At 54.9% G+C, this 25978-nt stretch carries 22 protein-coding genes; 11 read left to right on the top strand and 11 right to left on the bottom strand.

The window, feature by feature from the left end:
* Positions 1 to 85: 85 nt before the first annotated feature.
* From TH25_RS08310 to hflK, 4 genes are all read right to left on the bottom strand, one after another.
* Positions 86 to 1585, bottom strand: a complete 1500-nt coding sequence (locus TH25_RS08310) for a DegQ family serine endoprotease (RefSeq protein WP_114087958.1) — start codon at positions 1583 to 1585, stop codon at positions 86 to 88.
* Between the two features lie 214 nt (positions 1586 to 1799).
* Positions 1800 to 1994, bottom strand: coding sequence for a DUF2065 domain-containing protein (locus TH25_RS08305; protein ID WP_114087957.1), 195 nt, complete (start codon positions 1992 to 1994; stop codon positions 1800 to 1802).
* 77 nt (positions 1995 to 2071) lie between these two features.
* Complete coding sequence (gene hflC / locus TH25_RS08300; protein WP_114087956.1) at positions 2072 to 2944, bottom strand: protease modulator HflC; 873 nt, start codon at positions 2942 to 2944, stop codon at positions 2072 to 2074.
* Complete coding sequence (gene hflK, locus TH25_RS08295; protein WP_114087955.1) at positions 2944 to 4077, bottom strand: FtsH protease activity modulator HflK; 1134 nt, start codon at positions 4075 to 4077, stop codon at positions 2944 to 2946. The genes hflC and hflK overlap by 1 nt, the downstream gene beginning before the upstream one ends.
* A gap of 148 nt (positions 4078 to 4225) precedes the next feature.
* Between hflK and TH25_RS08290 the strand changes: the two genes are divergently transcribed.
* Complete coding sequence (locus TH25_RS08290; protein ID WP_114087954.1) at positions 4226 to 5494, top strand: Mrp/NBP35 family ATP-binding protein; 1269 nt, start codon at positions 4226 to 4228, stop codon at positions 5492 to 5494.
* Positions 5495 to 5663: 169 nt separating this feature from the next.
* Here TH25_RS08290 and purL read toward each other — a convergent pair whose 3' ends face one another.
* The 5 genes from purL to TH25_RS08265 form a co-directional block, all read right to left on the bottom strand.
* Complete coding sequence (gene purL, locus TH25_RS08285; protein WP_114087953.1) at positions 5664 to 7856, bottom strand: phosphoribosylformylglycinamidine synthase subunit PurL; 2193 nt, start codon at positions 7854 to 7856, stop codon at positions 5664 to 5666.
* The gene (purQ, locus tag TH25_RS08280; RefSeq protein ID WP_114087952.1) at positions 7853 to 8542 is read right to left on the bottom strand and encodes a phosphoribosylformylglycinamidine synthase subunit PurQ; all 690 of its coding nucleotides are present in this window, start codon (positions 8540 to 8542) and stop codon (positions 7853 to 7855) included. The genes purL and purQ overlap by 4 nt, the downstream gene beginning before the upstream one ends.
* Before the next feature lie 64 nt (positions 8543 to 8606).
* Entirely contained in the window at positions 8607 to 8849 is a 243-nt protein-coding gene (gene purS / locus TH25_RS08275) for a phosphoribosylformylglycinamidine synthase subunit PurS (protein WP_114087951.1), read from the bottom strand.
* 123 nt (positions 8850 to 8972) lie between these two features.
* Positions 8973 to 9737 carry a phosphoribosylaminoimidazolesuccinocarboxamide synthase gene (gene purC, locus TH25_RS08270; RefSeq protein ID WP_114087950.1) on the bottom strand — a complete coding sequence of 255 codons (765 nt, stop codon included), beginning with the start codon at positions 9735 to 9737 and terminating at the stop codon, positions 8973 to 8975.
* Positions 9738 to 9924: 187 nt separating this feature from the next.
* Positions 9925 to 10704, bottom strand: a complete 780-nt coding sequence (locus TH25_RS08265) for an NRDE family protein (RefSeq protein ID WP_114087949.1) — start codon at positions 10702 to 10704, stop codon at positions 9925 to 9927.
* A 167-nt stretch (positions 10705 to 10871) separates the two neighbouring features.
* On the opposite strand from TH25_RS08265, the gene TH25_RS08260 reads away from it, so the two are divergent.
* The 3 genes from TH25_RS08260 to TH25_RS08250 all read left to right on the top strand — a co-directional run bounded on the left by TH25_RS08260 (position 10872) and on the right by TH25_RS08250 (position 12940).
* The gene (locus TH25_RS08260; protein WP_114087948.1) at positions 10872 to 11186 is read left to right on the top strand and encodes a DUF1476 domain-containing protein; all 315 of its coding nucleotides are present in this window, start codon (positions 10872 to 10874) and stop codon (positions 11184 to 11186) included.
* A gap of 216 nt (positions 11187 to 11402) precedes the next feature.
* Entirely contained in the window at positions 11403 to 12083 is a 681-nt protein-coding gene (locus TH25_RS08255; protein WP_114087947.1) for a response regulator, read from the top strand.
* A 131-nt stretch (positions 12084 to 12214) separates the two neighbouring features.
* Positions 12215 to 12940, top strand: coding sequence for a CTP synthase C-terminal region-related (seleno)protein (locus TH25_RS08250; RefSeq protein WP_114087946.1), 726 nt, complete (start codon positions 12215 to 12217; stop codon positions 12938 to 12940).
* A 172-nt stretch (positions 12941 to 13112) separates the two neighbouring features.
* On the opposite strand, the gene TH25_RS08245 is transcribed toward TH25_RS08250, so the two are convergent.
* Positions 13113 to 14090 carry a DMT family transporter gene (locus TH25_RS08245; protein ID WP_114087945.1) on the bottom strand — a complete coding sequence of 326 codons (978 nt, stop codon included), beginning with the start codon at positions 14088 to 14090 and terminating at the stop codon, positions 13113 to 13115.
* Between the two features lie 106 nt (positions 14091 to 14196).
* Between TH25_RS08245 and TH25_RS08240 the strand changes: the two genes are divergently transcribed.
* On the top strand, positions 14197 to 15093 hold the full coding sequence (locus TH25_RS08240) for a LysR substrate-binding domain-containing protein (RefSeq protein WP_114087944.1): 897 nt from the start codon (positions 14197 to 14199) through the stop codon (positions 15091 to 15093).
* Positions 15094 to 15157: 64 nt separating this feature from the next.
* On the opposite strand, the gene purB is transcribed toward TH25_RS08240, so the two are convergent.
* Positions 15158 to 16468, bottom strand: coding sequence for an adenylosuccinate lyase (gene purB / locus TH25_RS08235; RefSeq protein WP_114087943.1), 1311 nt, complete (start codon positions 16466 to 16468; stop codon positions 15158 to 15160).
* Positions 16469 to 16822: 354 nt separating this feature from the next.
* Between purB and TH25_RS08230 the strand changes: the two genes are divergently transcribed.
* From TH25_RS08230 to TH25_RS08205, 6 genes are all read left to right on the top strand, one after another.
* Entirely contained in the window at positions 16823 to 18016 is a 1194-nt protein-coding gene (locus tag TH25_RS08230) for a helix-turn-helix domain-containing protein (protein WP_114087942.1), read from the top strand.
* Positions 18017 to 18159: 143 nt separating this feature from the next.
* Positions 18160 to 19014 carry a MipA/OmpV family protein gene (locus TH25_RS08225; protein WP_114087941.1) on the top strand — a complete coding sequence of 285 codons (855 nt, stop codon included), beginning with the start codon at positions 18160 to 18162 and terminating at the stop codon, positions 19012 to 19014.
* Between the two features lie 207 nt (positions 19015 to 19221).
* Positions 19222 to 20976, top strand: a complete 1755-nt coding sequence (locus TH25_RS08220; protein ID WP_114087940.1) for an HD family phosphohydrolase — start codon at positions 19222 to 19224, stop codon at positions 20974 to 20976.
* A 258-nt stretch (positions 20977 to 21234) separates the two neighbouring features.
* Positions 21235 to 21765 (top strand): RNA polymerase sigma factor, encoded by a 531-nt coding sequence (locus TH25_RS08215; RefSeq protein ID WP_181847483.1) that lies wholly within the window; start codon positions 21235 to 21237, stop codon positions 21763 to 21765.
* Complete coding sequence (locus tag TH25_RS08210) at positions 21758 to 22831, top strand: FecR family protein (RefSeq protein WP_114087938.1); 1074 nt, start codon at positions 21758 to 21760, stop codon at positions 22829 to 22831. The genes TH25_RS08215 and TH25_RS08210 overlap by 8 nt, the downstream gene beginning before the upstream one ends.
* Positions 22832 to 22985: 154 nt before the next feature.
* On the top strand, positions 22986 to 25919 hold the full coding sequence (locus tag TH25_RS08205; RefSeq protein ID WP_181847482.1) for a TonB-dependent receptor plug domain-containing protein: 2934 nt from the start codon (positions 22986 to 22988) through the stop codon (positions 25917 to 25919).
* The last annotated feature ends 59 nt before the right edge of the window (positions 25920 to 25978 follow it).

Genomic DNA, 25978 nt, shown 5'->3' with positions numbered 1-25978 from the left:
CCATCCCGTAAACAGTCACAAAAAAGGGGCGGCCCGTTTTGGAGCCGCCCCTTCCTTTTCATCCAAGGCCGTTGGCCTTTAGAAGTTATTTGTCTTTTTTATCGAGCGTCAGGCCGAAATAGCGCGGACCGGCTGACGTTTCGATCAGCATCAGAATGGTGCGTTTGCCGTCATCCTGGGCGGCCTTCACCGCCTTTTCGACTTCGGCAACATCCTTGACCGACTGATGCGAGGCTTCGAGAATGATGTCGCCCGGGCGAACACCCTTTTCAGCCGAGTAGCTGGCGGTATCAACATCGGTGACGATAACGCCTTCGGTATCATCGGTCAGGTTGAAACGCTGACGCAGTTCATCGTCGATATTGGCAACCTTCAGGCCAAGGGCATCAATCGTGGTTTCGCCCGACGGTTTGGTCTGTTGCTGTTCGGGTTTGTCCTTGGTGGTGTTGTCGGCAGATGTATCTTCCTTCAACTCGCCAAGATCAACGGTGACGTCCTTTTTCTTGCCGTCGCGCCACAGTTCCACATCAACTGCTTTGCCAATTTTGGTTTCGGCAACGATGCGCGGCAGGCGACGCATGCTTTCGACTTTTTTGCCATCAAATTTCAGGATGATGTCACCCTGTTTGATGCCGGCTTTTGCTGCCGGGCCGTCTTTGGTGACATCGGCCACCATCGCGCCATAGGCTTCGTCCAGGCCAACGGAATCGGCAATGTCGTCGGTCACGGTCTGGATGTGAACACCCAGCCAGCCGCGCCGCGGACGGCCATATTCCTTGATCTGGTCAACAACCGACTCGGCAATGGCCGAGGGGATGGCAAAGCCAATGCCGACAGACCCGCCAGAAGGCGAATAAATGGCGCTGTTAATGCCAATCACGTCGCCGTCCATATTGAACAGCGGACCACCAGAGTTGCCACGGTTAATGGCGGCATCGGTCTGGATGAAGTCGTCATACGGGCCCTGGTTGATGTCGCGGTTGCGCGCTGAAATGATACCGGCTGTCACGGTGCCGCCCAGGCCAAACGGGTTGCCAATCGCCATTGCCCAGTCACCAACACGGGCCTTGTCCGAATCACCCCATTTGACAAAGGGCAGGTCTTTTTTTGGCTCCACTTTCAAAAGCGCGACGTCGGTTTTCGGGTCCCGGCCAATCAGCTTGGCGGGCAGGGTTTCGTTGTCATGCAACGTGACCGAAATTTCGTCTGCGCCATCAATCACATGGTTGTTGGTGACGATGTAGCCATCCGGGGAAATGATGAAACCCGAACCAAGGGCGGTCGCACGATGCTGGTGCGGGGCTTTGTCGCCATCCTTGCCCTGGCCATTGCGTTCCATAAAATCACGGAACAAATCTTCAAACGGCGAACCGGGAGGGAACTGGAAATCCGGTCCCTGGCGGTCGGCGACAAGCTGGCTGGTTGAAATATTGACAACGGCGGGAAGCAGCCGTTCTGCCATATCGGCAAAGCTGTCAGGTGCGCTGCGGGCATAGGCACTGCCAGCCATACCCGTCACACTGAATAACACAATCACGAGCGCCGCAGACAGCTTGCGGGCCGGATTGTAAAACGCTTTTCGCATGGTTATTGATCCTGTTTGTTGCCGCGTTCACGGAGATTTTTATGATTTGTGCAGCAGGCGATATGTGGGACCACATCGCACCCCTCCCAAATTAAGGGGGAGTTTGGCAAAAAAAGGGCAAGTCTGAGGTAGAAGTCTGTTTTCTGAGGTGAATTTTGTGTCACGGGGCCTTTTTGTGACATCAGGGACAGTAATCAGCACTTATCAATCGGGATTATTGCCAAAACTGGCGCATTGCCCAAATTGCCCCGACACAAATAACGGCCGCAATCAACCCGCCAATTCTAAGCTGGGTTTCGGAAATTTCCTGCATCAGTTCCATTACCCGCTTCGCCCCGCGCGGAAACAGTGAATAAAACATTCCCTCCAGCGCGATTGCCAGAAGAATGGCGGTGGCGAGCTCTTTCATGGGGTTGGACGTTCCGTTTTTTATTTATGAATCAAAAGGGCGACCGGCAGAGTATGCCGGTCGCCCTATCGATTTGTCTAGCGGCTTGCGCCTGGTTCTGACTGATTAAAGTACTTGAAGAATTCAGAATCCGGTGACAGCACCATCGTTGTGCCTTTATCCAGGGCTTCGCGATAGGCCTGCAGCGAACGATAAAATTCAAAAAACTGCGGGTCTTTGTTATAGGCCGCCCCCAGAATTTTGTTTCGTTCCGCATCCCCTTCACCGCGCAGGGTTTCGGCCTGGCGGCGGGCTTCGGCCAGGATCACGACTTTTTCGCGATCGGCATCTGCCTGGGTTTTGGATTTGATTTCTTCACCTTCGGCGCGCAGTTGCGATGCTTCGGCAATACGGGCCGAGCGCATACGGTTATATACCGCCTGCGAGGTTTCCTTGGGCAAATCGGTCCGGCCGATGCGCACATCAATCAACTGAACCCCGAAATCCTTGGCCGGTTCGACCAGGGCTGCCTGGATTTTTTCCATGATGCGGGCCCGGTTGTCCGACAAAAGCGAGATCAGCGGTGATTGTGCCAGTTCCCCCCGGATAACCGAGTTCAGACGCTGGCCAAAAATTTGCACGAACTGTGCCGAATTGACCGCACGTTTCCGGAATTGCAGCGGGTCAACAATTTTCCAGCGGGCAAAGCTGTCAATATTGACGCGCTTTTGGTCCGACAGAAGAACCTGCTGTACCGGCGGGTCCAAATCCAGGATCCGGCGTTCGTAATATTCCACATTCTGGATCGGCAGTTTGAAATGCAGCCCCGGATCGGAAATCGCCCGAACCGGATTACCGAATTGCAGCACCAGGGCCTGCTGGTCCTGACGGACGGTAAAGACCGACATGGAACCGACAATCGCGACAATGACCAGAATAACGGCAGCGGCAATAAGTTTAGGGCTTCCCATCAGTTATTGCCTCCTGAATTACGGGTGGCGGACTGCTTCTGGATTTCGGGAAGCGGCAGATAGGGCACAACACCATTGCCGTCTTTCTGGTCCAGAATGATCTTGTTTGAATCTTTGAGAACCTGTTGCAGGGTCTCAAGATACAGGCGGCGCTTGGTCACGTCTTTGGCGGTCAGATAGGAATTGTAAACCGAGTCAAAACGTGCCGCTTCACCCTGGGCATCTTTGACAACCTGATCCTTGTAAGCGCGTGCTTCCATGATCATGCGTTCGGCATTACCCTTGGCACGCGGGATGATGTCGTTGCGATAGGCCAGGGCCTCGTTACGCGAACGGTCACGGTCCTGACGGGCACGCTGCACATCGTTGAACGCATCAATCACTTCTTTGGGCGGGTCCACTTTCTGCATTTTGACTTCAGAAATGAAGATCCCCGATTTGTAGCTATCGAGAATGCTTTGCAGCAGGGTACGTGTCTGTTCTTCAACCTGGACACGGCCAACGGTCAGGGCTTCTTCAAGGTCGGTTTTACCCACAACCTCGCGAATCGCACTTTCGGATGCCAGCTTGATGGTGGTTTCGGGGTCGCGAATGTTAAACAGATAGGCGCCTGCATCGCGAATACGCCACTGCACCACATAGTCGATGTCGATGATGTTCTGATCACCGGTCAGCATCAGGCTTTCTTCGGGGACGTCACGGGTGCCATTGCTGCCCATGCCCGACCCGCGATAACCCACTTCGATCTGGTTGGTGCGTTCGACATTGGGGGTCATGACTTCCCCGATCGGGGCGGGCAGAAAATAGTTCAGACCCGGTCCCGTGGTGCCAACCCATTTGCCAAACAGCAGCGTTACGCCCTGTTCACCTGGCTGCACCCGGTAAAAACCGGTCAGAAGCCAGATGCCGATAATGGCGAGGCCAATCAGGACAATGCCTTTGACACCACCGCCACCGCCCGGAAACATCTTTTTCAGACGTTCCTGGCCTTTGCGAATCATTTCATCCAGATCGGGCGGCGTGCTGCCACCTCCGTTCCCGCCTGAAGGACGTTTTCCCCACGGGTTCTGGCCGCCATTATTGTTGCCGCCGCTACCCCAGGGGCCACCGCCCCCTTGCGAATTCCATGGCATCGAGTGTCTTCCCCTCCTTGCCGTTCGGTGTTTCTCTTTGATTACCCGGCTCTTCCGCCTTATATGACAGCTAGCCGCGCAAAACAACGATAGGCACCCATATGTCCCAACTGATCAAGGACATAAGCCAAAAATCGGAGACCGCAACATGAACTCGCTCACACGAGAGACAATCCTTGAGGCGCTCAAGGGCGTTACCGATCCCGCTGACGGCAAAGATATCGTCGAAAAGGGAATGGTTCAAGGTATTGATATTAATGGTGAAAATGTAACCGTCATGATTGGTGTCGATCCGGAACGCGGACCGGCACTGGAAGATTTGCGCCAGAATGCGGAGCGTGCGGTAAGGGGTGTGAACGGGGTCACAACTGCCCGGGTCGCGCTCACCGCCGAACGCCAGAGCAGCGGGGCTGCCGCAAAGTCGGCGGGGCGCGCCGCGTCGGGTGGTTCCGGGCACTCCCATTCGCATGGTCATTCGCATTCCCAGTCGCATGGTCACGCACCTGCCTCGGGCGGGCAGGGCGCGCGTCCGGCAGGTGCCGCTGGCGCATCTGGCGGACCTGGTGCACAAGGCGGCGGGCAGCGCCCGCTGGACCTTGGGGCCATTCGCTCTGTCGTTACGGTGGCATCGGGCAAGGGCGGTGTGGGTAAATCGACCACATCGGTCAATCTGGCCCTGTCGCTGGCCCGTCAGGGGTTAAATGTTGGTCTGCTGGATGCCGATATTTACGGGCCGTCTTTGCCGCGCATGATGGGTCTTCGCACCGCCAAGCCAACCCATTCGTCCAAAGAAGGCAAGATCACCCCGCCCAGTGCCTTTGGCATCAAGATCATGTCGATCGGTTTCATGATTGACGAGGAACAGCCGGTGATCTGGCGCGGGCCGATGGCGATGGGCGCACTGGAACAATTGTTGCGTGATACCGACTGGGGCGAACTGGACGTGCTGGTGGTCGATATGCCGCCGGGAACGGGCGACATTCAGCTTTCAATGGCGCAGCGCGTGCCGGTGACGGGCGCGATTATTGTTTCCACCCCTCAGGATGTCGCCCTGCTTGATGCACGCAAGGGCCTGAACATGTTCCGCAAGGTCAATGTGCCGATTTTCGGCCTGATCGAGAATATGAGCTATTATCAGTGTCCCAATTGCGGCCATGTTGATCATGTGTTTGATCACGGCGGAGCCCACAAGGCAGCCGACGAACTGGGGGTGCCGTTCCTGGGTGAAATTCCGCTGGACCTTAAAATCCGCCTGGGCGCGGATGAAGGCAAACCGATCATTGAAACCGACCCGGATGGGGCACATTCGCAGGCCTATGCCACGATCGCCCGCCAGATCGCGGCTTCGATCGATGAACAGGTCGGCCCCAGAACCAAACCAAAGAAAAGCCTGTTTCCGAAAATCAGCTTTCGTTGAAAACATTCGCCACGGTGGATATACGCTGTATCATGCCGACATCAGGCAAGGGCCGGTCAGAAAAACTGACCGGCCCTTTTCGTGGATTTTGCGTTCGGCAAGTCAAAGAAAACCCCGCCGGGCATAGCGCGGCGGGGTGATATATGGTCTGAACCGTCTGATCGAAGGATCAGTTGATGGTTGCTGACATGTAATTGGGCATCCAGCCTTCGTGAGCCTTGCGCAGATCGGCAAGTTCAAGCGGGTCTTCACCTTCGATGGTGATGGCGGTGCCACCGGCATGACCAACGATCACGGCATTGACATTGGCGCTGGCGGCGGCATTGAGCACGCTGTCGGGGTCGCGGGTGGCAACCACATAGCGGGCTTGGTCCTCGCCAAACAGCCAGGCAATTTCGCTGCCCTGTTCAGGCAAATGCACATCCGCGCCAACATTGCCAGCCAGGCACATTTCGGCAATTGCCACCAGCAGGCCCCCATCGGAAACGTCATGGCAGGTCCGTACCAGATTGCTTTCAATCAGGCCGCGCACCAGGGTGCCAACCCGCTTTTCCGCATCCAGATCCACCGGCGGCGGGCTGCCCGCTTCGCGGTTTTCGATGTTCTTCAGATACACCGACTGGCCCAGTTCGCCCGTGCTGGTACCAAGCATGATCAGTACCGCATCTTTCGCCTTAAGGCTGATGGTTGCCATGCGGCCGACATTGGCGAGCAAACCGACGCCACCAATGGCCGGGGTCGGCAAAATGCCTTCGCCATTGGTTTCGTTATATAGCGACACATTGCCTGAGACGACCGGGAAATCCAGTGCAATGCAGGCTTCGCCAATGCCCTTGCAGGCACCAACAAACTGGCCCATGATGCGCGGACGTTCCGGATTGCCGAAATTCATATTATCGGTAATCGCCAGCGGCTTTGCGCCCACAGCCGTCAGGTTGCGGTAGGCCTCGGCAACGGCCTGTTTGCCGCCTTCCACCGGGTCTGCCTTAACATAACGCGGTGTGCAATCCGTGGTCACAGCCAGGCCCTTGTGGGTATCGTGAACACGCACAACAGCGGCATCGCCACCCGGGCGCACAATGGTATCGCCCATGACCATATGGTCATACTGTTCCCAAATCCAGCGACGCGATGCCAGATCAGCCGACCCCATCAGGGTTTTCAGGGTTTCGCTATGCGGCATTTTCTGTTCGATGCTGGCCGGGTCAATACGGTCCTGTTTCGGGGTTTCTTCCCACGGACGGTCATATTCCGGCGAGGCTTCGGCCAGCGGGTCAATTGGCAGATCGCCGGCAACCTCGCCATGCCACATCAGGGTCATGCGTTTGCTGTCGGTCAGCTTGCCAATCACGGCAAAGTCCAGTTCCCATTTGTCGAAAATCGCCTTGGCGGCGTCTTCGCAACCGGGTTTCAGAACCATCAGCATGCGTTCCTGCGATTCTGACAGCATCAGCTCATAGGGCGTCATGCCTTCTTCGCGCATTGGGACTTTATCAAGCCACAGCTCAACGCCAACACCGCCTTTTGACGCCATTTCAAACGATGACGATGTCAGACCCGCCGCGCCCATATCCTGAATGGCGACAATCATGTCGGTTGCCATCAGTTCCAGGCAGGCTTCCAGCAGCAGTTTTTCGGTAAACGGGTCGCCAACCTGAACGGTGGGGCGTTTTTCCTCGGAGGCATCGTCAAATTCGGCCGAGGCCATTGTCGCCCCGTGAATGCCATCCCGCCCGGTTTTGGAACCGACATATACCACCGGGTTGCCGACACCAGCCGCTGCCGAATAGAAAATATTATTGGCGTCAGCAAGGCCAACCGTCATGGCGTTGACCAGAATGTTGCCATTGTAAGACGGGTGGAAATTGGTTTCGCCGCCCACGGTGGGCACACCCATGCAGTTGCCATAACCGCCAATACCCTCGACCACGCCCGAAAGCAGGTGGCGGGTTTTGGGATGTTCCGGCGCGCCAAAGCGCAGGGCATTCAGATTGGCAACCGGGCGCGCGCCCATTGTAAATACGTCGCGCATGATGCCGCCAACGCCGGTTGCTGCCCCCTGATAGGGTTCGATAAAGGACGGGTGGTTGTGGCTTTCCATTTTGAAAACGGCGGCCTGGCCGTGCCCGATGTCAATCACACCGGCATTCTCACCCGGGCCCTGGATCACCCAGGGGGCCTTGGTCGGGAGGGTTTTCAGCCATTTTTTCGATGATTTATACGAGCAATGCTCCGACCACATGACCGAAAAAATACCCAGTTCGGTCAGGTTCGGTTCGCGCCCCATAATGTCGAGAACCAGCTTGTATTCGTCGTCGGTCAGGCCGTGGCTTTTGATAACGTCGGGGGTGATCTCGCTCATGCCAGCGCCTCCAAAAGCGAATCAAACATATATGCGCCATGTGTACCGCGATGCAGCGGCTCGATCACGCGTTCGGGATGCGGCATCAGGCCAAAAATGCGGCGTTCTTCATCAACGATTCCGGCAATGTTATTGACCGACCCATTGATGTTGGCGTCGTCGGTGATATTGCCTTCGGCGTCGCTATAGCGCAGCACAACCCGGCCGTCGCCTTCCAGACGTTTTACCGTTTCATTATCGGCAAAATAATTGCCATCATGGTGGGCAACCGGAATGGTGATGACTTCGCCATTATTGTAGTGGCTGGTAAAGATGGTGTCGGTGGTTTCGACCCGCATGGTCACATCTTTGCAGATGAATTTAAGGTCGCGGTTGCGCATCAGGGCACCCGGCAGAAGGCCGGATTCGATCAAAATCTGAAAGCCATTGCAAATTCCAAGAACCGGCGTACCTGCCTTGGCCGCGGCCACAACGGCGCGCATGATCGGGCTGTTGGCGGCCATTGCCCCGCAGCGCAAATAGTCGCCATAGGAAAAACCGCCCGGCAGAACGATCAGGTCGGTTTTTGGAAGGTCGGTTTCCCGATGCCATACCATGTGCGGTGCGGTGCCCATACGTTTTTGCAGGGCCACCTGGACATCCCGGTCGCAATTGGAACCGGGGAATACGATTACGGCAGCTTTCACTGGCCAATCTCCCTTTTTGGCGGGTTGGGGGTGCCGTTCTGGCATCCGGCCCGTCGTTTCCGGCTCAGGCGACGATGTCGATGTCGTAATTTTCGATCACCGTATTGGCGAGCAGCTTTTCACACATTTCCTTAACGTCGCTGCGGGCTTTTTCCACGTCGGTTCCTTCAAGTTCAATTTCGATGAACTTGCCCTGGCGGACATCTTCGACGCCGGCAAATCCCAGGCCCTGAAGGGCATGATGAACTGCCTTGCCCTGCGGATCGAGGACACCGTTCTTCAGGGTGACATGAACGCGTGCTTTCACGAGAAGCTCCTTGCTTGGTTCGTATTCGCCAAAGGCGATCGTCAATTGTTTATCGGACTGTGCCGGTCGTACCACCGAGCCGGCGCAAAAAGATCAGGGCCGCGCAAGCGCGGCCCCGGGCAATCAGGTGGTCGCGTCTTTGTTTAGCGACTCTATTTCGGCGGATTCAGGCAGCACACCCAGACGGCGCGCCACTTCCTGATAGGCCTCTTCAACACCGCCAAGGTCGCGGCGGAAGCGGTCCTTGTCCATTTTTTCGTTGGTAATGGCATCCCACAGGCGGCAATTATCGGGGCTGAATTCATCGGCCAGCACAAGCTGCGAGAATTCATTGTCAAACAGGCGGCCAAATTCCAGTTTGAAATCAACCAGTTTCAGGCCAATGCCGCGCATCAGGCCACACAGATAATCATTGATGCGCAGGGAATAACCAACAATTTCCTCAAGCTCCTCGGGGGTGGCCCAGCCGAGAGCGAAAATATGTTCGTCAGAGACCAGCGGATCGCCAAGATCGTCGTCTTTGTAATAGAACTCAACGATCGGACGGGGCAGTTTCATGCCTTCTTCCAGCCCCAGGCGCTTTGCCATCGAACCGGCGCAAATATTGCGTACCACGACTTCGATCGGCACAATTTCAACCTTGCGCACAAGCTGTTCGCGCATATTGAGACGGCGGATGAAGTGGGTGGGGATACCGATCTCGTCCAGACGGTGCATCACGAATTCGGTGATCATATTGTTCAGAACACCCTTGCCGGCGATCGTGCCGCGCTTCTGGGCGTTGAATGCGGTGGCGTCATCCTTGAAATACTGGATGATCGTGCCCGGTTCGGTACCTTCGTACAAAACCTTGGCTTTGCCCTCGTAAATCGGCCGTTTTCTCGACATCTGGCGGGATCTTTCACATTTTGGCAGTTAGGCCAGCACCTGGCACCCGGAAACGCCCTTCCTATAGCAGTGCTGGCGCGGAAACTCAATTGTCGCGTAAACACTATTTACGCAGGTTTGATAATCAAATTCTGCAATGATCATCCAATGATGATTTTCCCGGAAATCCGGACCAATTCAAGCTGTTTTACAATGCAACCGGCTGGAACGGTACGCGGTCGGGCTGGCCATTGGCAAACAGCCAGACCGGGCGGCGGGGCAGTTCATTTTCGCTGGTCGGGATGCCGGGCAGGCCAATGAGCGAGGAACAGACCGTTTCAAAGCCGATATTGCTGCGCACCAGCATGGCATCGGCGCGAATATCGTGATGGTCAAGGTCGAGGGGCAGAATGCCGGTATCGGCCATCAGGGCCTGCCAGGCAAACCAGTCATCGGCTTCCGGGTTGGGAATGGGGGCACTGATAAACCGGGGCAGGTTGCGTGCCGTGCGTTCGCTGTTTTTGGTGTCATTGATGTCATGGGCCGTCAGGATGGAAAAGCCTTCCGGGATTTCGTGGATTTCAATTTTGCCATCGCCGCGATGGGCCAGCCAGTAGGCATCGCGATTATCGGCAACCACCATGTTGAACGGACGATAGGCATCACCATCCAGCCGGGCCAGGGCCTGGGCGGCATCAATGGCATCGGCGTGATCCAGGGCCTCCAACGGCAATTCCCCGCGCGAACGTTTGTCGTCGGCTGGCCCCAGCGTGCCATAGCGGTTGAGCACGGCCGCAACAACGCCATCCTCGTTCATGCCAAGCCAGGTGCCACCGCCAAGTTCGTCCAGCCCGGCGATCACGTCGGGGCGGTCATCCCAGTGGCGGGCAGGGGGCAGCCAGGGGCGGGTTTTCATCTCGTCGCGGTTGGCACCGATCAGGACCGGCCATTCGTGATCGGGGCGTCGCAAAATAATGACTGTACACATGTTCCAAATCAAAGCCGTTGCGGATAGTATTTGTCAAACTGAAAAGAAAAAGCCGTTTAAGAGTCTGCGCCCGGAGGGCGCAGGCCAGTTTTGCGCATCGTAGTATATCGCCTGCTATATAGCCGGTGTTTTCTATATTGCCAGGCACAGCGGAAAGGGAAGCGACCATGACCGGAATATCCGACCGCGAACGCGGATTTGAAGCCAAATACAGTTTTGACCTGGAGCAGAATTTCCGGGTGGAAACCCATCTTTACAAATTGCTGGCGCAGTGGGCCGCTACCGAGATGGGGATGGATGATGAAGGTGCCGCCCATTACGCCAATGAGATTGTCGGGGCGGTGGTTGCCAATCCGCGCGATAAAGGTGTGGTTGTCACGATTTTGGCCGATTTTGCCCGCCACAATATTGATATGACAGTTTCGCAGTTAACAGCCAAACTTGAAGAATTGCGCCCCAAGGCGCGTGCGGACGTGCTTTGAAACGATTTTGCGAGTTGTCGGGGTTGTGGGAATTTATCGATAAAATTGCACAAATCGGGTTCGGTCAATCAGTTGTTATTTGCAAACTTTAGAGGGCTCGCATATTCTGTCTGTATGGTCAGTTTTGTTGGAATTGTTACAAAAAAAGTAACTATGTGTGAACATTATACGGTTTGGGGCAAGATGCCTCGCATCCGCTAAAGAAAGGCGAGAATTTTGCGTATCCTTCTTGCAGATGATCACGATCTGGTCCGTGAAGCATTATCCCTGCTGTTTCAGCAATATTTTGACACGTGTGAAGTTGTTGAGGCCGGTGCGCTTGAACCGGCACTTGAACATATTGACTCTGAAAAAAAGTTCGATCTTATTCTGCTTGATTTGCGAATGCCGGGCATGAATGGCCTTGAGGGCCTGAAACGCACGATTGAAAAAGCCGGAACGGATGTGCCTGTGGTTCTGCTTTCCGGGGCCTATAATGGCGAGGATGTGCGTCACGCCATTGAAAGCGGGGCGCATGGCTTTATTCCCAAAACGTTGCGCGGCGAGGCCCTGGCAAATGCCATTCGGCTGGTGCTGGCCGGGGAAAAATACCTGCCGTCAAGCATCCTGACCAATTTTGCCGAGGGTTTTGGCAATAGTGGCGATGGGGGATCGGGCCGTCATGCCGGGCAGTTTGGCAGTGATGGTGATTTTGCCAGCCTGACCCCGCGTGAACGCGAAGTGCTGGCTTTGCTGTCGGAAGGACGTCCCAACAAGGATATTGCCCGCCATCTGGATTTGCGCGAAATCACGGTAAAATACCATCTCAAGAACGTTTACCGGAAGCTGCATGTGTCAAATCGGGCGCAGGCGGTAAAAATTGCGCTGGAAGATATGGCGCGATCAGGATCTTTGTAGTATGTCTGAAAAAGGCAGCGGTGTTTAAACACGTTGCGAACCGGTCCGTCGTCGCGGACCGGTTTTTTCTTTTTTGCTGCTGTTTCCCTCGAGTCATCACGGGATGATGTTCCCGCATAACGAGGTTTAAAATGACAGATATCCGATTTGCCCTGGTGGGTGATTACAAAGAAGCAGCAACCGCCCACCAAGCCATTCCCGTAGCCTTGCAAATTGCCACCGAAGCCGTCGGGCTTGATGCAGAGATTGAGTGGATTCACACATCCCGGCTTGCCAGCGATACAGCCGAAACCGTGCTTGCCGGTTTTGATGCCATTTGGTGTGTGCCTGCCAGCCCCTATGCCAGCATGGATGGCGCATTGGCCGCCATCCGCCATGCGCGCGAGGCGGAAATCCCGTTTTTGGGCACGTGCGGTGGGTATCAGCACGCAGTGCTGGAATTTGCCCGCAATGTTTTGGGCCTGCATGAGGCCGATAATGCGGAGGTCAACCCCGATGCCAGCCTGCCGCTGGTCGCACCGCTGACCTGTGCCTTGATTGATCAGGCAGGGGACATCAGCTTTGCCCCCGATAGCCTGATCGCCAAACATTACGGCGCGGATCACGCGAACGAAACCTATCGGTGCAGCTATGGCTTTGCACGCCAATATGTGCCGTTATTTGCGGGCAGCGACCTGCATGTCAGCGCCTGGGACGATGATGGCGATCCCCGCGCTATTGAAATTCGCAGGCATCCGTTTTTCATTGGTACCGCTTTTCAGCCGGAACGATCTGCCCTGAAGGGCGTGCAACACAATCTGATTTCCGCCTTCGTCCGTGCTGCACATAACCGTAAATTAAACGGTGTGCCGTCTTAAACCATCGTTTTACGTCCTTAAAAAAGAAGCCCTCTGTCCGTAAACAGTCCCGCTTTTGCGGGTGTTCATCGGGCAGGGGGCTTTGATGTTCTGACGCGGGAATGGGATGTCCCGCTTCAGAACCCGCCCGCCGGGTTGAGAGGCGGGCTTAGTAAAAGGTGGTTTGGACTGCTTAGTTACAGGGTGAGGGGGTGGAATTTGGTGATGTTGGACGGGACGGGCACGATATCCGTTTTGTGGTGACTGAGGCATGTTTCGAGGGAGATGCAGATACCTGTCGCCCGGTTTGCATGATGAAAACGCCCAGGAGAATGGCCGAAATTGCCACCAGATCGGCCCCGTGAAGCGGTTCACCGGCCAGGGTGCAGCCAATAAACAGGGCCACGACCGGCGGAATGTAGGTGACACTGGCAGTACGGATGGCACCGAGTTTTGCCACCAGCAGATAATACAGAATATAAGCGATCCCGGTGCCGATGGTGCCAAGACCCAAAATCAGCCCCAGTGTTGCGTATGTGTCCTGAAAGATCGCTGTGACGTTGGTGGCATCTACGGTTAACAGCAGAACAATTGCACTCAGGCCCATTTGATAGGTGCAAAGGGCCGCTGGCGCGATGCCAAGCGGGCTGATGAATTTGCGGGCATAGACAAATGAACAGCCCAGGCTCAGGGAACCAAGGACAATATAAAGAATTCCCAGCGGGTTAACCGCATCAAGGCCGGTCTGCCAGGGCCGCGCAATCACGACAATGCCGAAAAAACCCAGGATCAAGCCACCAAGCAACCGGCGATTAAGCGGTTCATCTCGCAAAAACAGCAGGGCACACAGGCCGGAAAACAGGGGAATAGCCCCGCTTAACATGCCAGCGACACTGGACAGCAAAAGGATGGTCCCTTTGGCAAAGGCAAGGTAGTAAAGGACGGTGGCAAGGGCTGCCATCGCCACAAAATGATGGGCATGGCGCAGATGCCACCATTTCAGGCTGCGGGTTGCCAGGGCAAACAAAAGCACCGGTACAAAACCGGAAATGACCCGGATCAACACGATTTGTGCCGGTGTGACATAGGCCGCGGCCCAATGGGTAAAGATAAAGGGCGTGCCCCAGATCAGGCCGAGTGCCATATAGGCAATATAGGCGGAGTTTCTCATGGCATTTCCAATGCGCCAGAATAACGGAATTTGTCAGGGATTGTAGGTTTGCCAAGGCTGCGCTACAAATCATGTTATCTGTGCAATAAAAGAGAAAAACTACATCATGTCAGATATACCTCCCCTCAAAGCTCTGCATGCCTTCGAGGCGGCGATAAGATTGAATAGTTTTTCTCTTGCTGCCAGGGAGTTGAATGTTACCCCCGGTGCCATCGGGCAGCAAATTCGCAAACTTGAAGACTGGCTGGGTGTTACCCTGTTTACCCGCCATATTCGCAAGGTTGAACCGACGGCCGATGGCCTGGCCTATGCCGCGCGCATTGCGCCGGCCCTGGCGCAAATCACCGATGCCAGCCGTGCCCTTCGCCATCGGCATGTTCATATGGTCCGTGTGGTTATGCCGCCCAGTTTTGCCGCCAAATGGTTTTCACGGCGTATGTCGCGGTTTTTAATCGCCCATCCGGGGACGGAACTTCAGGTGGGGTCCTCCTCTGAAATTGCCGATTTTGCCCGCGATCCGGTTGATATCGCCGTTCGGTATTTTTCCGGTGATGACAGCCACCTTGAATGTCGTCTTTTGCATCGCGGGCAGGCCGCCCTTTTTTGTTCGCCGCACTATCGTGATGACATCGGTATTCAAACTCCGGCCGATTTAACGCGGGCAACGCTTTTGAATGACACATTGCATGCCTGGTGGCCGGAATGGCTGGCGAAATTTGCCCATATGGACAAGGCGACCATCGGTGCGCTGCGCAAGATTGATGTTGATCTGACATCGGTGGCCATTGAATCGGCCATTCACGGGCAGGGTGTTGTGTTGGCCGTGCCGATGCTGGCCGAGGAAGATGTTTTGGAAGGCAAACTGGTGCCGCTGTTTCCGGAATCGGTACTGACGTTATCGTCAGGTTATTTTCTGGTGCATCCCAAAAATGTGGAACTGCGCGGCCATGTTAAAATGTTTCGCGACTGGCTGATGAACGAAGCCCGCGATATCGCGATTTAAAAAAGAACACCCCGGCAGCAGATATGTCCGTGCCGGGGTGTCGGGATGATCGCGGGTTTATTGCTTAGTCGGCAAAAACGCGGGCAAAAATCGTATCGACATGCTTGGTGTGGTAGCCGAGGTCAAACAGGGCTTCAAGCTTGTCATTGGGGATGCGTGCGGTCACGTCTTCGTCGGTTTTCAAAAGCGACAGCAGGTCGCCTTCGCGGTTCCAGACCTTCATCGCGTTACGCTGAACAATGCGATAGGAATCTTCGCGCGACACGCCATATTGCGTCAGGGTCAGCAACACGCGCTGCGAAAAGACCAGTCCGCCCATCTGATTAAGGATTTCGTCCATCCGTTCCGGATAGATGACCAGGTTTTCAACCACATTGGTCAGGCGCATCAGGGCGAAATCAAGGGTGACGGTCGCATCGGGGCCGATATTGCGTTCAACCGAGCTGTGCGAAATATCGCGTTCATGCCACAGGGCAACGTTTTCCATTGCCGGGATCGCCATCGAACGGACCAGACGGGCAAGGCCGGTCAGGTTTTCGGTCAGAACCGGGTTGCGTTTGTGCGGCATGGCCGACGAACCCTTCTGACCCTTCGAGAAGAATTCTTCGACTTCGCGCACTTCGGTACGCTGCAAATGGCGGATTTCGGTTGCCAGATGTTCGATCGAGGATGCAATTACGCCAAGGGCGGCAAAGTATGCTGCATGGCGGTCACGCGGGATCACCTGGGTTGAGACCGGCTCGGCCTGCAGGCCCAGCTTGGCGGCAACATGTTCTTCCACACTGGGATCAATATTGGCAAAGGTGCCAACAGCACCCGAAATGGCGCAGGTGGCGATTTCTTCACGGGCGGCTAGCAGGCGCTTTTTGTTGCGGGCAAATTCGGCATAGAAGGTTGCCAGTTTCAGGCCAAATGTTACCGGTTCGGCATGGATGCCATGCGAACGGCCCATGCAGGGTACGTCTTTGGTTTCATAGGCGCGCTTTTTAAGGGCGGCCAGAAGCTTGTCCATATCTTCAAGCAGGATGTCGGTGGCCTGAACCAACTGCACGTTAAAGCAGGTATCAAGAACGTCCGAACTGGTCATGCCCTGATGAACGAACCGGGCTTCTTCGCCCACCTGTTCGGCAAGTTCGGTCAAAAAGGCGATCACGTCATGTTTGACTTCGGCTTCGATGCCGTCAATGCGGTCAATACGGTCCTGGGTGTAGGGCTTGTTGCCTTTTTCCCAAACCAGCTTGGCGGATTCTGCCGGGATCACACCGAGTTCGGCCAGTTTGCCGGCAGCGTGGGCCTCGATTTCAAACCAGATGCGAAACTTGTTCGCCGGTTCCCAGATGGCGGTCATCTGTTGGCGGGAATAACGGGGGATCATGCAGGGTCTCCGGACAAGGGGGTTCTGGTGCGGGGCCCTCGCGGCACATCATCCGCACGCTTTGTGGGTCGGATAGAGGATTTCGCGACGTTTATCAAGTCCGACGAGGGCAAAGGCGCGTTTTTGTCGTGGCACCGGGCTTTGGCGGGCGGTCGGGACGGGCGGTTATGATGCTGTGCCTGAAAATGGCCCTTTTGTAACCGTTACAGGTCATTTTGTGCTTTTCTGTTTATTCTGAACTCGTTACCAATTGGCTGAATTACCCAGAAAACATTTTACCTGTTCTGCCCTGCGTCGTGCAGGGAACGGAACCCCTGAACGGATGAAGAAAATGTCTATCGCAAAGGTCCGGACGTGGCATCGATTGATACGCTAGATATTGGCTGGCTGCTTGTTTCTTCTGCCGGTTTGGCGCAGGCCGTGTCCTTGCTGGTTTTGCTGGCAGGGGAAGGACGGCGTGCCTTTCGTGCTAATCGCTGGTTGTGCGCTTTTATCTGTGCGGCGGCACTCAGTTTTAGTCAGAACGTGGTCGATGTTCTGGCATCGGCCGACTGGCGGCTTTATCTGTTTCCGCTGTTTGGCATAATTCCGTATTTTTATTTGCCTTCGGTTTATCTGTATTTTCGCGAATTATGCGGTTTGCCCGTGCGTCGTACATACCGCCATTATCTGCTGCCGGTGCTGATGAGCGCGGTGCTGGTGGTAATGGTGATGATGGTCTTTGACCGGTTTGGGACGCAGGTGGCCGCGGGGCAGACCGAATTTGCCCTTAATCCGTTCAGTGATCCGACGGTGATCAATCTGTCCATTCTGACAATTGTTTTTGCCGTTGCCCTGTATGTTCAGCTTGTTGTTTACATGGTGTGGCTGTGGCGCATGTCGTTACATTACATGCGCAAACTGGGCGAGCAGATGGATGGCGAACAGCCGGGCCTCAAACGGTGGCTGGTCGAGTTTCTGAGCGGTATTACGCTGATTTTCTTTATTTACACCATCAGTGTGGTGATTGACATCCTCGATCAGGACAGCGAATGGATTTCGATTGTGATCGAAGCGGGCTTTGTCATCGTACTGTTTCGCCTGGGGCATTTGCTGGCGGTTAATCCGGCATTGTTTGTTGCCAGCGAACCGGACGCCTCGGCGGATGCTTCCGGACAAAAAACCGATAATGCCAGTGACCCGGAGCGGACACGCCTGATCCTGGAAGATGACGATGCGCGCCGTATTCGCCAGGATTTGGAAAAGCTGACCTCGGAAACCGACATGATGTTTGACCCGCTGCTGACCATGCCGAAAATGGCCAGCGCGGTTGGCGTAAAGCCCAATCAGCTATCGTTTGTGTTAAACCGTCACATCGGCAAAAGTTTTTTTGACTATGTGAATGAATATCGCATTCAGGCAGCCACACAGCGGCTGATTGAGTCGCCTGATCGAACCATTCTTGATATTGCGATCGAGGTTGGTTTCAATTCCAAATCAACCTTCAATCTGGCTTTCAAAAAAATTACCGGGTTAACCCCCAGCGCCTATCGCCAGCAAAAAACATGATTTTTCCGCCCTTTCACCAGTCCGAATGACCATTCGTTCGTCTGGGCTTTGATCCAAACGTCCGGCGATATAGCGACGGACGCCTTTGGCGACGGACCAATGCAGTATCTGCTCACCAACTGACTTAGGGGTGAGTGAAAAAAATGTTTTTTAAATATACATCACGATTTCTGGCCTTTGTTGCCATTGCCGTGGGGGCCGGATTTTGCACCTTTGCCATTATGATGGCGCTGGCACAGGCCGAAACGCTTGGCACCCTATCGAGGCCGGTGGAACGAACCGAAAGTGTCCTGAAGGCACCGGATGACGCCGACCCGTGGCTGGGCGGTGATTTTCAGCTTGGTGTGGTGGGCGGTGTTGCCACCAGTATCTACCGTGATGACGACGGGACGGACGGTTTTGTTCTGCCTTATATTGCCTATGACGCAGCGCGTTTGCATATCGGCCTTGATGAATTACGTGTCACCGCCTGGCAAAATGACCGGTTCAGTGTCTCGGCCATCGGGTCCGTGCGCTTTAAGCCCTTTGATGCCGATGACGGGCCTTACCTTGCCGGAATGAAAGATCGTGACACGGCCTTTGAGGCGGGCCTGGCCCTTGCGGCACAGGTGGGCCCGGGCGAAATTCAGCTTTCATCCCTGTTTGATGTCAGTGGTGTGCATCATGGTCAGCAGGTGGATGTCAGCTATCATCAGACATCCGCCATTCGGAGCGTTAACTTGGAATGGAGCGGGGGTGTAACCTGGCAAAGTCGCGATTTGGCCGATTATATGGTCGGTGTGCGCCGCAACGAGGTACGGGTCAACCGGGCCTTTTATGAACCGGATGATGCCTTTATCCCTTATCTGGATCTTGTTGCCAGTTATCCGTTGTCAGAAAGCGTGACCCTGTTGGGGCAAACCGGTGTGCAATATTTGCCAGACGCTTATACCGATAGCCCGATTGTCGATAAGGATTACGTGTTCAGTCTGGGTGTTGGCATGATTTACGCATTCTGACTTTACCTGGAACAGGACGTTTTATCGGGCGTTAAGGGTCAGGTGCACGGTCGCCTGGCCCTTAAAAGTTTAAATGGTTTTTGTCGGCCCCGTGTGACGGTTGTCGTTGCGTATACCAAAGAAGGGGAGGTACCCTGTATTACGGAAAGGAACAAAGCCGTAAGGGTGATGACGCATATACCCCTTCGGTACAGGAACGGGTCTTGGATGAAGCTGGCTGAACACACACTTCGCGATCAGGACAGCACAGTCCGGTCGGCACAAAGCATCGAGGCGGGCCATCTGGCCAAACTGGTCGATCTGGGCATTGCCCTCTCAGCCGAACAGGACGCCAATGCCCTCAATCAGCGCATTCTTCAGGCGGCGCGTGATTTGACCAATGCCGATGGCGGGACGCTGTATCTGCTTGATGAAGAAGAACGCGAACTTCAGTTTCGCATTATGGCAAACGATACACTGGGGCGTTATGTCGATGCGGGCGACCCGCAGCAATATCCGCTTCCGCCGGTGCCGCTCTATCTGGCCGATGGCAGCCCAAATCATCAAAATGTTGCCAGCTATGTGGCCCTGACCGGCGAAACGATCAATATCATTGATGCCTATGCCGCCGATGGATTTGATTTTTCGGGAACGCGCCGTTTTGATGCGGCAACCGGCTATCGCTCGCAATCCTTTTTGGCGGTACCTCTCAAAAGCGCGCGGGGGCGCGTGCTGGGTGTGTTGCAACTGATCAATGCCCGCCAAATTGACGGTGGGGTTATTCCGTTTGATCCGCAGATCGAACCCCTGATCACCGCCTTGACCAGCCAGTCGGCCGTGGCGCTGGAAAACCGGCGTTTGATGCAGTCCCAGCGCGATCTGATCGACAGTTTTGTGCGCATTCTTGCCCAGGGAATTGATGCCAAATCGCCCCATACTGGCGCGCATTGCGAAAGGGTGCCAGTGCTGGCAAAAATGCTGGCCCAGGCGGCGGTGGACCAGCAAAACGGCCCGTTTGCGACCTTTAGCCTGTCGGACCAGGAATGGTATGAACTGGAACTGGCGGCGTGGTTGCATGACATAGGCAAAATTGTCACGCCCGAACATGTGGTGGAAAAGGCCACCAAACTGGAAACCATCCACAACCGCATTCACGAAATCCGCACCCGGTTCGAGGTTTTGCTGCGCGATGCGGAAATAGACATGTTGCGTCGCCAGCTTGCCGGGGAAGACGAGGCAATTTGCAAGGCGGATTTTGAAGCCCGGCGCAACGAATTGCGCGAACAGTTTGATCTGGTTGCCCAAAGCAATATTGGCAGCGAAAATCAGGATCTTGCGACCATTGCCCGCATTCATGATATTGCGGGGCAAATCTGGCAGCGCAATTTTGACCGCACAATTGGCCTTTCCTGGGCTGAAAGTAACCGGATTGATGATGACGAAGCGGCCATTTTATCGCAGCCGGGTCCGGAAACACTGCTGTCGGACCGGCAGGACCATGTTTATGATCAGCTCAATAATGGCGAAGTTTATAATCTGTCGGTGCCGCGTGGGACCCTGACACCCGAAGAACGTACCATTATTAACGACCATGTGGTTTTAACCCAGAATATGCTCGAACAATTGCCGTTTCCCTCCGGTTTGCGCAATGTTCCGGCCATTGCCGGGAATCATCACGAAAAGCTGGATGGGTCGGGTTATCCGCGTGGTTTGTTGGGGACAGCGATGGGTACGCTGGAAAAAATCATGGTGATTGCCGATATTTTCGAGGCCCTGACCGCGATTGATCGCCCCTATAAGAAACCCAAAAAGCTGTCGGAATGTATCGCGATTCTGGGAAAGATGCGCGATGAGGGCAAAATTGACAGTGACCTGTTTGACCTGTTTTTAAACAGCGGTGCGTATCGCCAGTATGGCGAGACCTATCTTCGCCCCGACTTGTGTGACGTGGTGGATCTTGGCCGGTATGTTGGCCGGGGCTGATGTGATCTTGCCCCGATTGGGGCACCAATAGCGGCATGAATAGAGACCGCATTGCGCCTTTTTATTTTTCTGCATCGTTTTTTGTATGCTCTCCAGTGTGCTGGGGGAACAAGCGCGCTATTTTGCGCCAGGATTGATGGCCTGGTGCGTAAAAGTTATTAATAACTATTTGCAATTTGTGCGGGCTCGTGTATGTCGGTTGGGCGTGATCTTGTTGATCATATTTTGATTCCAACCACTTATAAATATTCTGGCAGAATGTCACTTTCCGTTTCCGGGCACATATCGGCGAATTTGCGGCGCGTTTTTGAAAAAGAACACGATGCCTTGCTGCGTCTGGCCGGGCGCAAGCTGGGCAATAGCGAAGAGGCAAAGGATATTGTCCAGGAGGCCTTTGTGCGCGTTGCCACGGTGCGTGACCAGTCGATTGCCGATCCCCCGGCGTTTTTGCGCACGATTGTGATTAATCTGGTACGTGATCATCAACGCCGCCGCCGCACAGGCGATGCCGAACTTGACCTTCATGCCGGGCAGGACCCGGTTGAATGGGTGCGCGAGCATAGCCCCTCTGTCGAACACGTGATTTATCAGCGCCAACGGTTGCAGGCCTTTGAGCAGGCGGTGAAATCGCTTCCCGCGCGGTCGCGCGAGGTCTTTATATTGCGAAAATTGCATGGTAACACACATGACCAAATCGCCGCGCGCACCGGCTTGTCCAAGGCGGCAATCGAAAAACACTTATATCGCGCCATGATGGCCTGCCGGGATCTGATGAAAGACTATGACTGATACCGGGCGTAACATATCGGACAGCAACAAAGCCCCGGCCCCCGCTGATGAGGCGGATTTCCTGCTGGATCAGGCGATGGCGTGGCTATCGCGTGAGGGTGTTGATGTGCCTGGTCATCACAATCATGACGCCTTTTGCACCTGGTGCGCGCAAAGCCCGGCGCATGCGCTTGCTGCACAAAAGGTACAAGCATTTTTGGGCGATGCTGCCTTTAACGATGTTTTGCGAAAACTTGAACATGACGTGCCCGAAACGGATGTTGCGCATCCCGACAATAAAGCCCGCCTTGGCCTGTTTCGCCTGAAGCCGGGTTTGGCGCGTGGCCGCCATGCGCGGTCATTTGTTGCGCCCCTGATTGGGGCGGGGCTGGTGGTCTGCCTTGCAATGATTGCGATTTTTGCGGTTTTGCCGGTGGAACGGGCCGGGGCACCGGTTGAAATTGCTGCCGGGGTGGAAGCCGCGATTACCCGTACCTTACCCGATGGCAGTGTGGTTTCTCTGTCGCGCGGGGCACGGTTATCCTGGCATTTTTCGGCGGCGGAGCGGGCAATCACCCTGGATGCCGGGGCGGTAATTATTGATGCGGCCCACGACGTTGCCCGGCCAATGGTTGTGAGCACGCGGCAAAGCCTTGTTACCGTGGTCGGCACACGGTTTGTGGTGATCCATGACGACGATGCAAGCGAAGTTGCGGTTGCAGAGGGACTGGTGCGTGTTGCGCAACGCCAGCAAGGCCAGGGGCAGGAGGTGCTGCTTCATCCGGGGGAAGGGGTCAGCATTTCCGATAATGGTACCCTGCGCCGTCGCGAGATTGATGGATCAAACCTTGATCAGGTTTTGCAGGGCTGGCGTGTATTTTCCCCGGCCCGGTTGCGTGATGTGATTGCCGCCGTGGAACGCCAGGCAGGAAGGTCGATTTGGCTGGACCCGCGCATTGCCAATATGGAAATTCGCGGCAGGTTCAATGTTGCCAATGCCGATGCGACCCTGGCACTGATTGCCAAAACAGCGGGTCTTTCCCTGCTTGATTTACCCTTTGGGCAACTGGTTCTTTATCGTTCCTGATGGCCTAGGCGACGGCTGACCGGGCTGCCCGGCCGCATTTTGGGGCGAATTTCCCTGGCTTTTATAAAAATGTGAAAAAAATATGTCCGGTTTGATGGCTCTGTTGCGTCCTTAAATGCGAGTGATACGCAATAACGCAATTGGGCCGTACAGAATGACTGTTTTAAAATCGCCAAAATCGCTGCAATCGCGAGCAGAGTTGCAAACTCGCGAAAGTGTCCGGGCTCTGTTATGTCGTGCGGTCGCAACCTCGGCGCTGTTATGTGCCGCAGCGGCCACGGCCCCGGTTGGTGTCGCCTTTGCCCAGAATATGGCGGAAAAACCGGGCAATAGCGCGCAGGGTTCCTCTGCATCACAGCCGGTTTATGCGTTTGATATTGCGGCACAGCCCCTGATGCAGGCATTGGAGCTGCTGTCACGGCAGTCCGGCGTGCCCTATTCGGTGCAAAGTGGCACAAACATTGCGGTCAGCGGCAAGGCGGTACGTGGATCATTCACATTGTCCGATGCCTTGCGGCAAATGCTGGCGGGGACGGATGTATCATTTTTACTTTCGGGTGATACCGTAATTGTTCTGCCCCAACAACAAAGCACGGTGGGGCAGGATGGCAGCATTGTCACCACGCCGGTAACGGTAACGGCCAATCGTGTGCCCACCATCACATTGGGGGCCGGGGCCGATAGTGGCCTGACGGTGCTGAGTGAAGAGCAAATTCACGCGCGGGTTCAGGGGGATAATGACCCTGGCAAAATTTTTCGCGCCAATCCGAATGTTCAGTTCCAGGCCGGTTTTGACAACCCGAATTACCAGAACCGCCTGGAAGAACGCGGGGCAACCGCCGTCGCCGAACAGGATTTGCGTCCTGCCGGGATCAGTATTTCGGGCGGAAAAATTGATCAGAACAACATCATGCTCGATGGGGTTAGCATCAACACCTATGCCGGGGTTGAAAATCAGGGCAATAATTTAAACAACATGCCTGATGATGATGACAACCTGATCAATGCGGATTCGATTTATGGTGCCCATCCGCAATCGGTTTATGTTGATGCCAGTATTCTGGAACAAGCTGAAATTACCGATAGCAACGTTTCGGCCAAATATGGCGGATTTCAGGGCGGGATTGTTAATTACAAGGTCAAAAATCCGTCGGATGAACCAACCTTTAGCGCCAATATCGGCCGCGGTGGTTCTAATTGGACGGATTATCACATTCGGTCCAGTGATGCGCCCGATGCCGATGCCAAACCGCCAAAATTTGAAAAACTCAGCTATGGTGGCTCCGCCAGTACGCCGTTAAATGAAAATTGGGGCATTCTGGTTTCGGCCGGTCGGCGCACGGCAGAAACCACCCGTGCCGCGGATGCGGATTATTACCTGATGGATGACATAACAACCAAAACGGTTGCCGATAATGTGCTGGGTAAAGTCCGTTACGAGAATGACGCTGGCCTCGGTCTGACCCTTCAAATGGTTTATACGCCCTATGCGCAGGAGTGGGAATCCACCCGTCGCTATGACAGTGCGATGGATATTGTCGGCAATGGTCTCAATGGCTATGTCGGGCTTGACACGCCGCTGGACTGGAACGGTTTGGGGTTTTCCCATTTTGCCTTTGAGACCAAACTGTCGATCAACAGCTCAAAGGTTGGTCGCGATGCTGAAACCAATATTGCCCGTCAGGTGCGGTCAAATGCCGGAGGTACCTATAGCGGTATTTGTAACAGTACCAATTGTAATATCGGCACCCTGGGCGACCTTTATCAATCCCAGCAGGAGCTGTCCTATCAGGCGGATTTTACCGCCGCGCACGGACAAAACGATATCGCCTTCGGGGCTGACATTCGCCGTCTTCATGCCGAGGCCGAGCGCCCGGAAACCGCCTATTATGCCCGCAGCCCATCGGCCAATGCGGCGATTACCTGCCTGGTTGCCAATGATCCGTTTTGTGAAAATGGGGCGCAGGCAAGCCGTTTCATGACGGAATATGGTGCATATGACGGCGAAGTCAGTTTTTATACCGGCGCGCTTTACGGTCAGTACGGCCTGAATTTTAAGGATGTACCGTTTGGCGAGGTCAAGGTTCAGCCCGGTCTGCGGCTGGAGCGTGATACGTTTTTGGGAAATACCAATCTCGCCCCGCGTTTTAACACCACCTATGAAACCGATTTTGGCATCAATTTTAATGTGGGCTGGAACCGGTATTATGCTTCCAACCTGCTTGCCTATGCCCTGCGCGATTTGTCGCCCGGTACAGTGAATTATGGCCGGACCATCGCGACCAGCGGGGCATCGGCCTATCAGGTGGGGGCATTTTCGCAGCGCAGTTCGTCCAGAACCAATTATGGTGGCAGCGATTTAAGAACACCCTTCACCGACGAAAAAACCGCCTCGGTTTCCTTCCCGTTACCGCTATTGGGCGGTGATACCCGCCTGAAGGTTATTGACCGCAAAGGGCGGGACCAGTTTTCCCGGGTTGCCAGCGAAGGTGGCTCCACCAGCTATACGCTGAGCAATGAAGGCAGCAGCGCCTACACGTTCTATTCGGTGGAATGGATCAGGGACTTTGAAGAACCTGTTTTGGGCGGGCAACATACCTTCAGCATCAATGGCCAATATGGCAAACGCTCGGTCTCGAATAATTCCTATTTTGGCAGCAACGAGGAAGACGAGGATATTATCTATAATGGCCAGGTTGTTTCGCCAAATGCCCTAAGCATGATCACAGGCAATCTGGATGAACCCTGGCTGGTCAATATCGCCCTTTATTCGCAGTTTTATGATAGCCGCCTGCGCACAGGGCTGACCGGGCGTTACACCTTCCCCTATACGATTATTGCCGATAGCGGTTCCAACCGGAATATCGGGGGCACTGTTTACGATGTGTATGAAGAACGCCAGGAAAAGGCCCGCTTTGACCTGGATCTGACGCTGGATTACGACCTGATCGCAGCTGGTAAAAACGTTCTGACCATGAATGTTTCCATCGACAATGTGCTTAATCGTGCAGGGGCGCACACGCTGGTGTCCGAGGCCCCATACCGCAAGGGCCGCACCTTTTGGCTGGGCCTGACTTATTCCTACTGACATTTCCCATCACCGATAACGCCAGAATGCGTTGATGCGTTCTGGCACCTCCCTATTGA

Origin of the sequence: Thalassospira profundimaris (assembly GCF_003326755.1) — a bacterium.
GTDB classification, from domain to species: Bacteria; Pseudomonadota; Alphaproteobacteria; order Rhodospirillales; family Thalassospiraceae; genus Thalassospira; species Thalassospira profundimaris_B.
This window is presented reverse-complemented; position numbering and strand designations above follow the sequence as displayed.

Coding starts and splice junctions, on each gene's coding strand:
- TH25_RS08310 (WP_114087958.1), bottom strand. CDS start 1,585: ATGCGAAAAGCGTTTTACAATCCGGCCCGCAAGCTGTCTGCGGCGCTC.
- TH25_RS08305 (WP_114087957.1), bottom strand. CDS start 1,994: ATGAAAGAGCTCGCCACCGCCATTCTTCTGGCAATCGCGCTGGAGGGA.
- hflC (WP_114087956.1), bottom strand. CDS start 2,944: ATGGGAAGCCCTAAACTTATTGCCGCTGCCGTTATTCTGGTCATTGTC.
- hflK (WP_114087955.1), bottom strand. CDS start 4,077: ATGCCATGGAATTCGCAAGGGGGCGGTGGCCCCTGGGGTAGCGGCGGC.
- TH25_RS08290 (WP_114087954.1), top strand. CDS start 4,226: ATGAACTCGCTCACACGAGAGACAATCCTTGAGGCGCTCAAGGGCGTT.
- purL (WP_114087953.1), bottom strand. CDS start 7,856: ATGAGCGAGATCACCCCCGACGTTATCAAAAGCCACGGCCTGACCGAC.
- purC (WP_114087950.1), bottom strand. CDS start 9,737: ATGTCGAGAAAACGGCCGATTTACGAGGGCAAAGCCAAGGTTTTGTAC.
- TH25_RS08265 (WP_114087949.1), bottom strand. CDS start 10,704: ATGTGTACAGTCATTATTTTGCGACGCCCCGATCACGAATGGCCGGTC.
- TH25_RS08260 (WP_114087948.1), top strand. CDS start 10,872: ATGACCGGAATATCCGACCGCGAACGCGGATTTGAAGCCAAATACAGT.
- TH25_RS08250 (WP_114087946.1), top strand. CDS start 12,215: ATGACAGATATCCGATTTGCCCTGGTGGGTGATTACAAAGAAGCAGCA.
- TH25_RS08245 (WP_114087945.1), bottom strand. CDS start 14,090: ATGAGAAACTCCGCCTATATTGCCTATATGGCACTCGGCCTGATCTGG.
- TH25_RS08240 (WP_114087944.1), top strand. CDS start 14,197: ATGTCAGATATACCTCCCCTCAAAGCTCTGCATGCCTTCGAGGCGGCG.
- purB (WP_114087943.1), bottom strand. CDS start 16,468: ATGATCCCCCGTTATTCCCGCCAACAGATGACCGCCATCTGGGAACCG.
- TH25_RS08225 (WP_114087941.1), top strand. CDS start 18,160: ATGTTTTTTAAATATACATCACGATTTCTGGCCTTTGTTGCCATTGCC.
- TH25_RS08220 (WP_114087940.1), top strand. CDS start 19,222: ATGAAGCTGGCTGAACACACACTTCGCGATCAGGACAGCACAGTCCGG.
- TH25_RS08215 (WP_181847483.1), top strand. CDS start 21,235: ATGTCACTTTCCGTTTCCGGGCACATATCGGCGAATTTGCGGCGCGTT.
- TH25_RS08210 (WP_114087938.1), top strand. CDS start 21,758: ATGACTGATACCGGGCGTAACATATCGGACAGCAACAAAGCCCCGGCC.
- TH25_RS08205 (WP_181847482.1), top strand. CDS start 22,986: ATGACTGTTTTAAAATCGCCAAAATCGCTGCAATCGCGAGCAGAGTTG.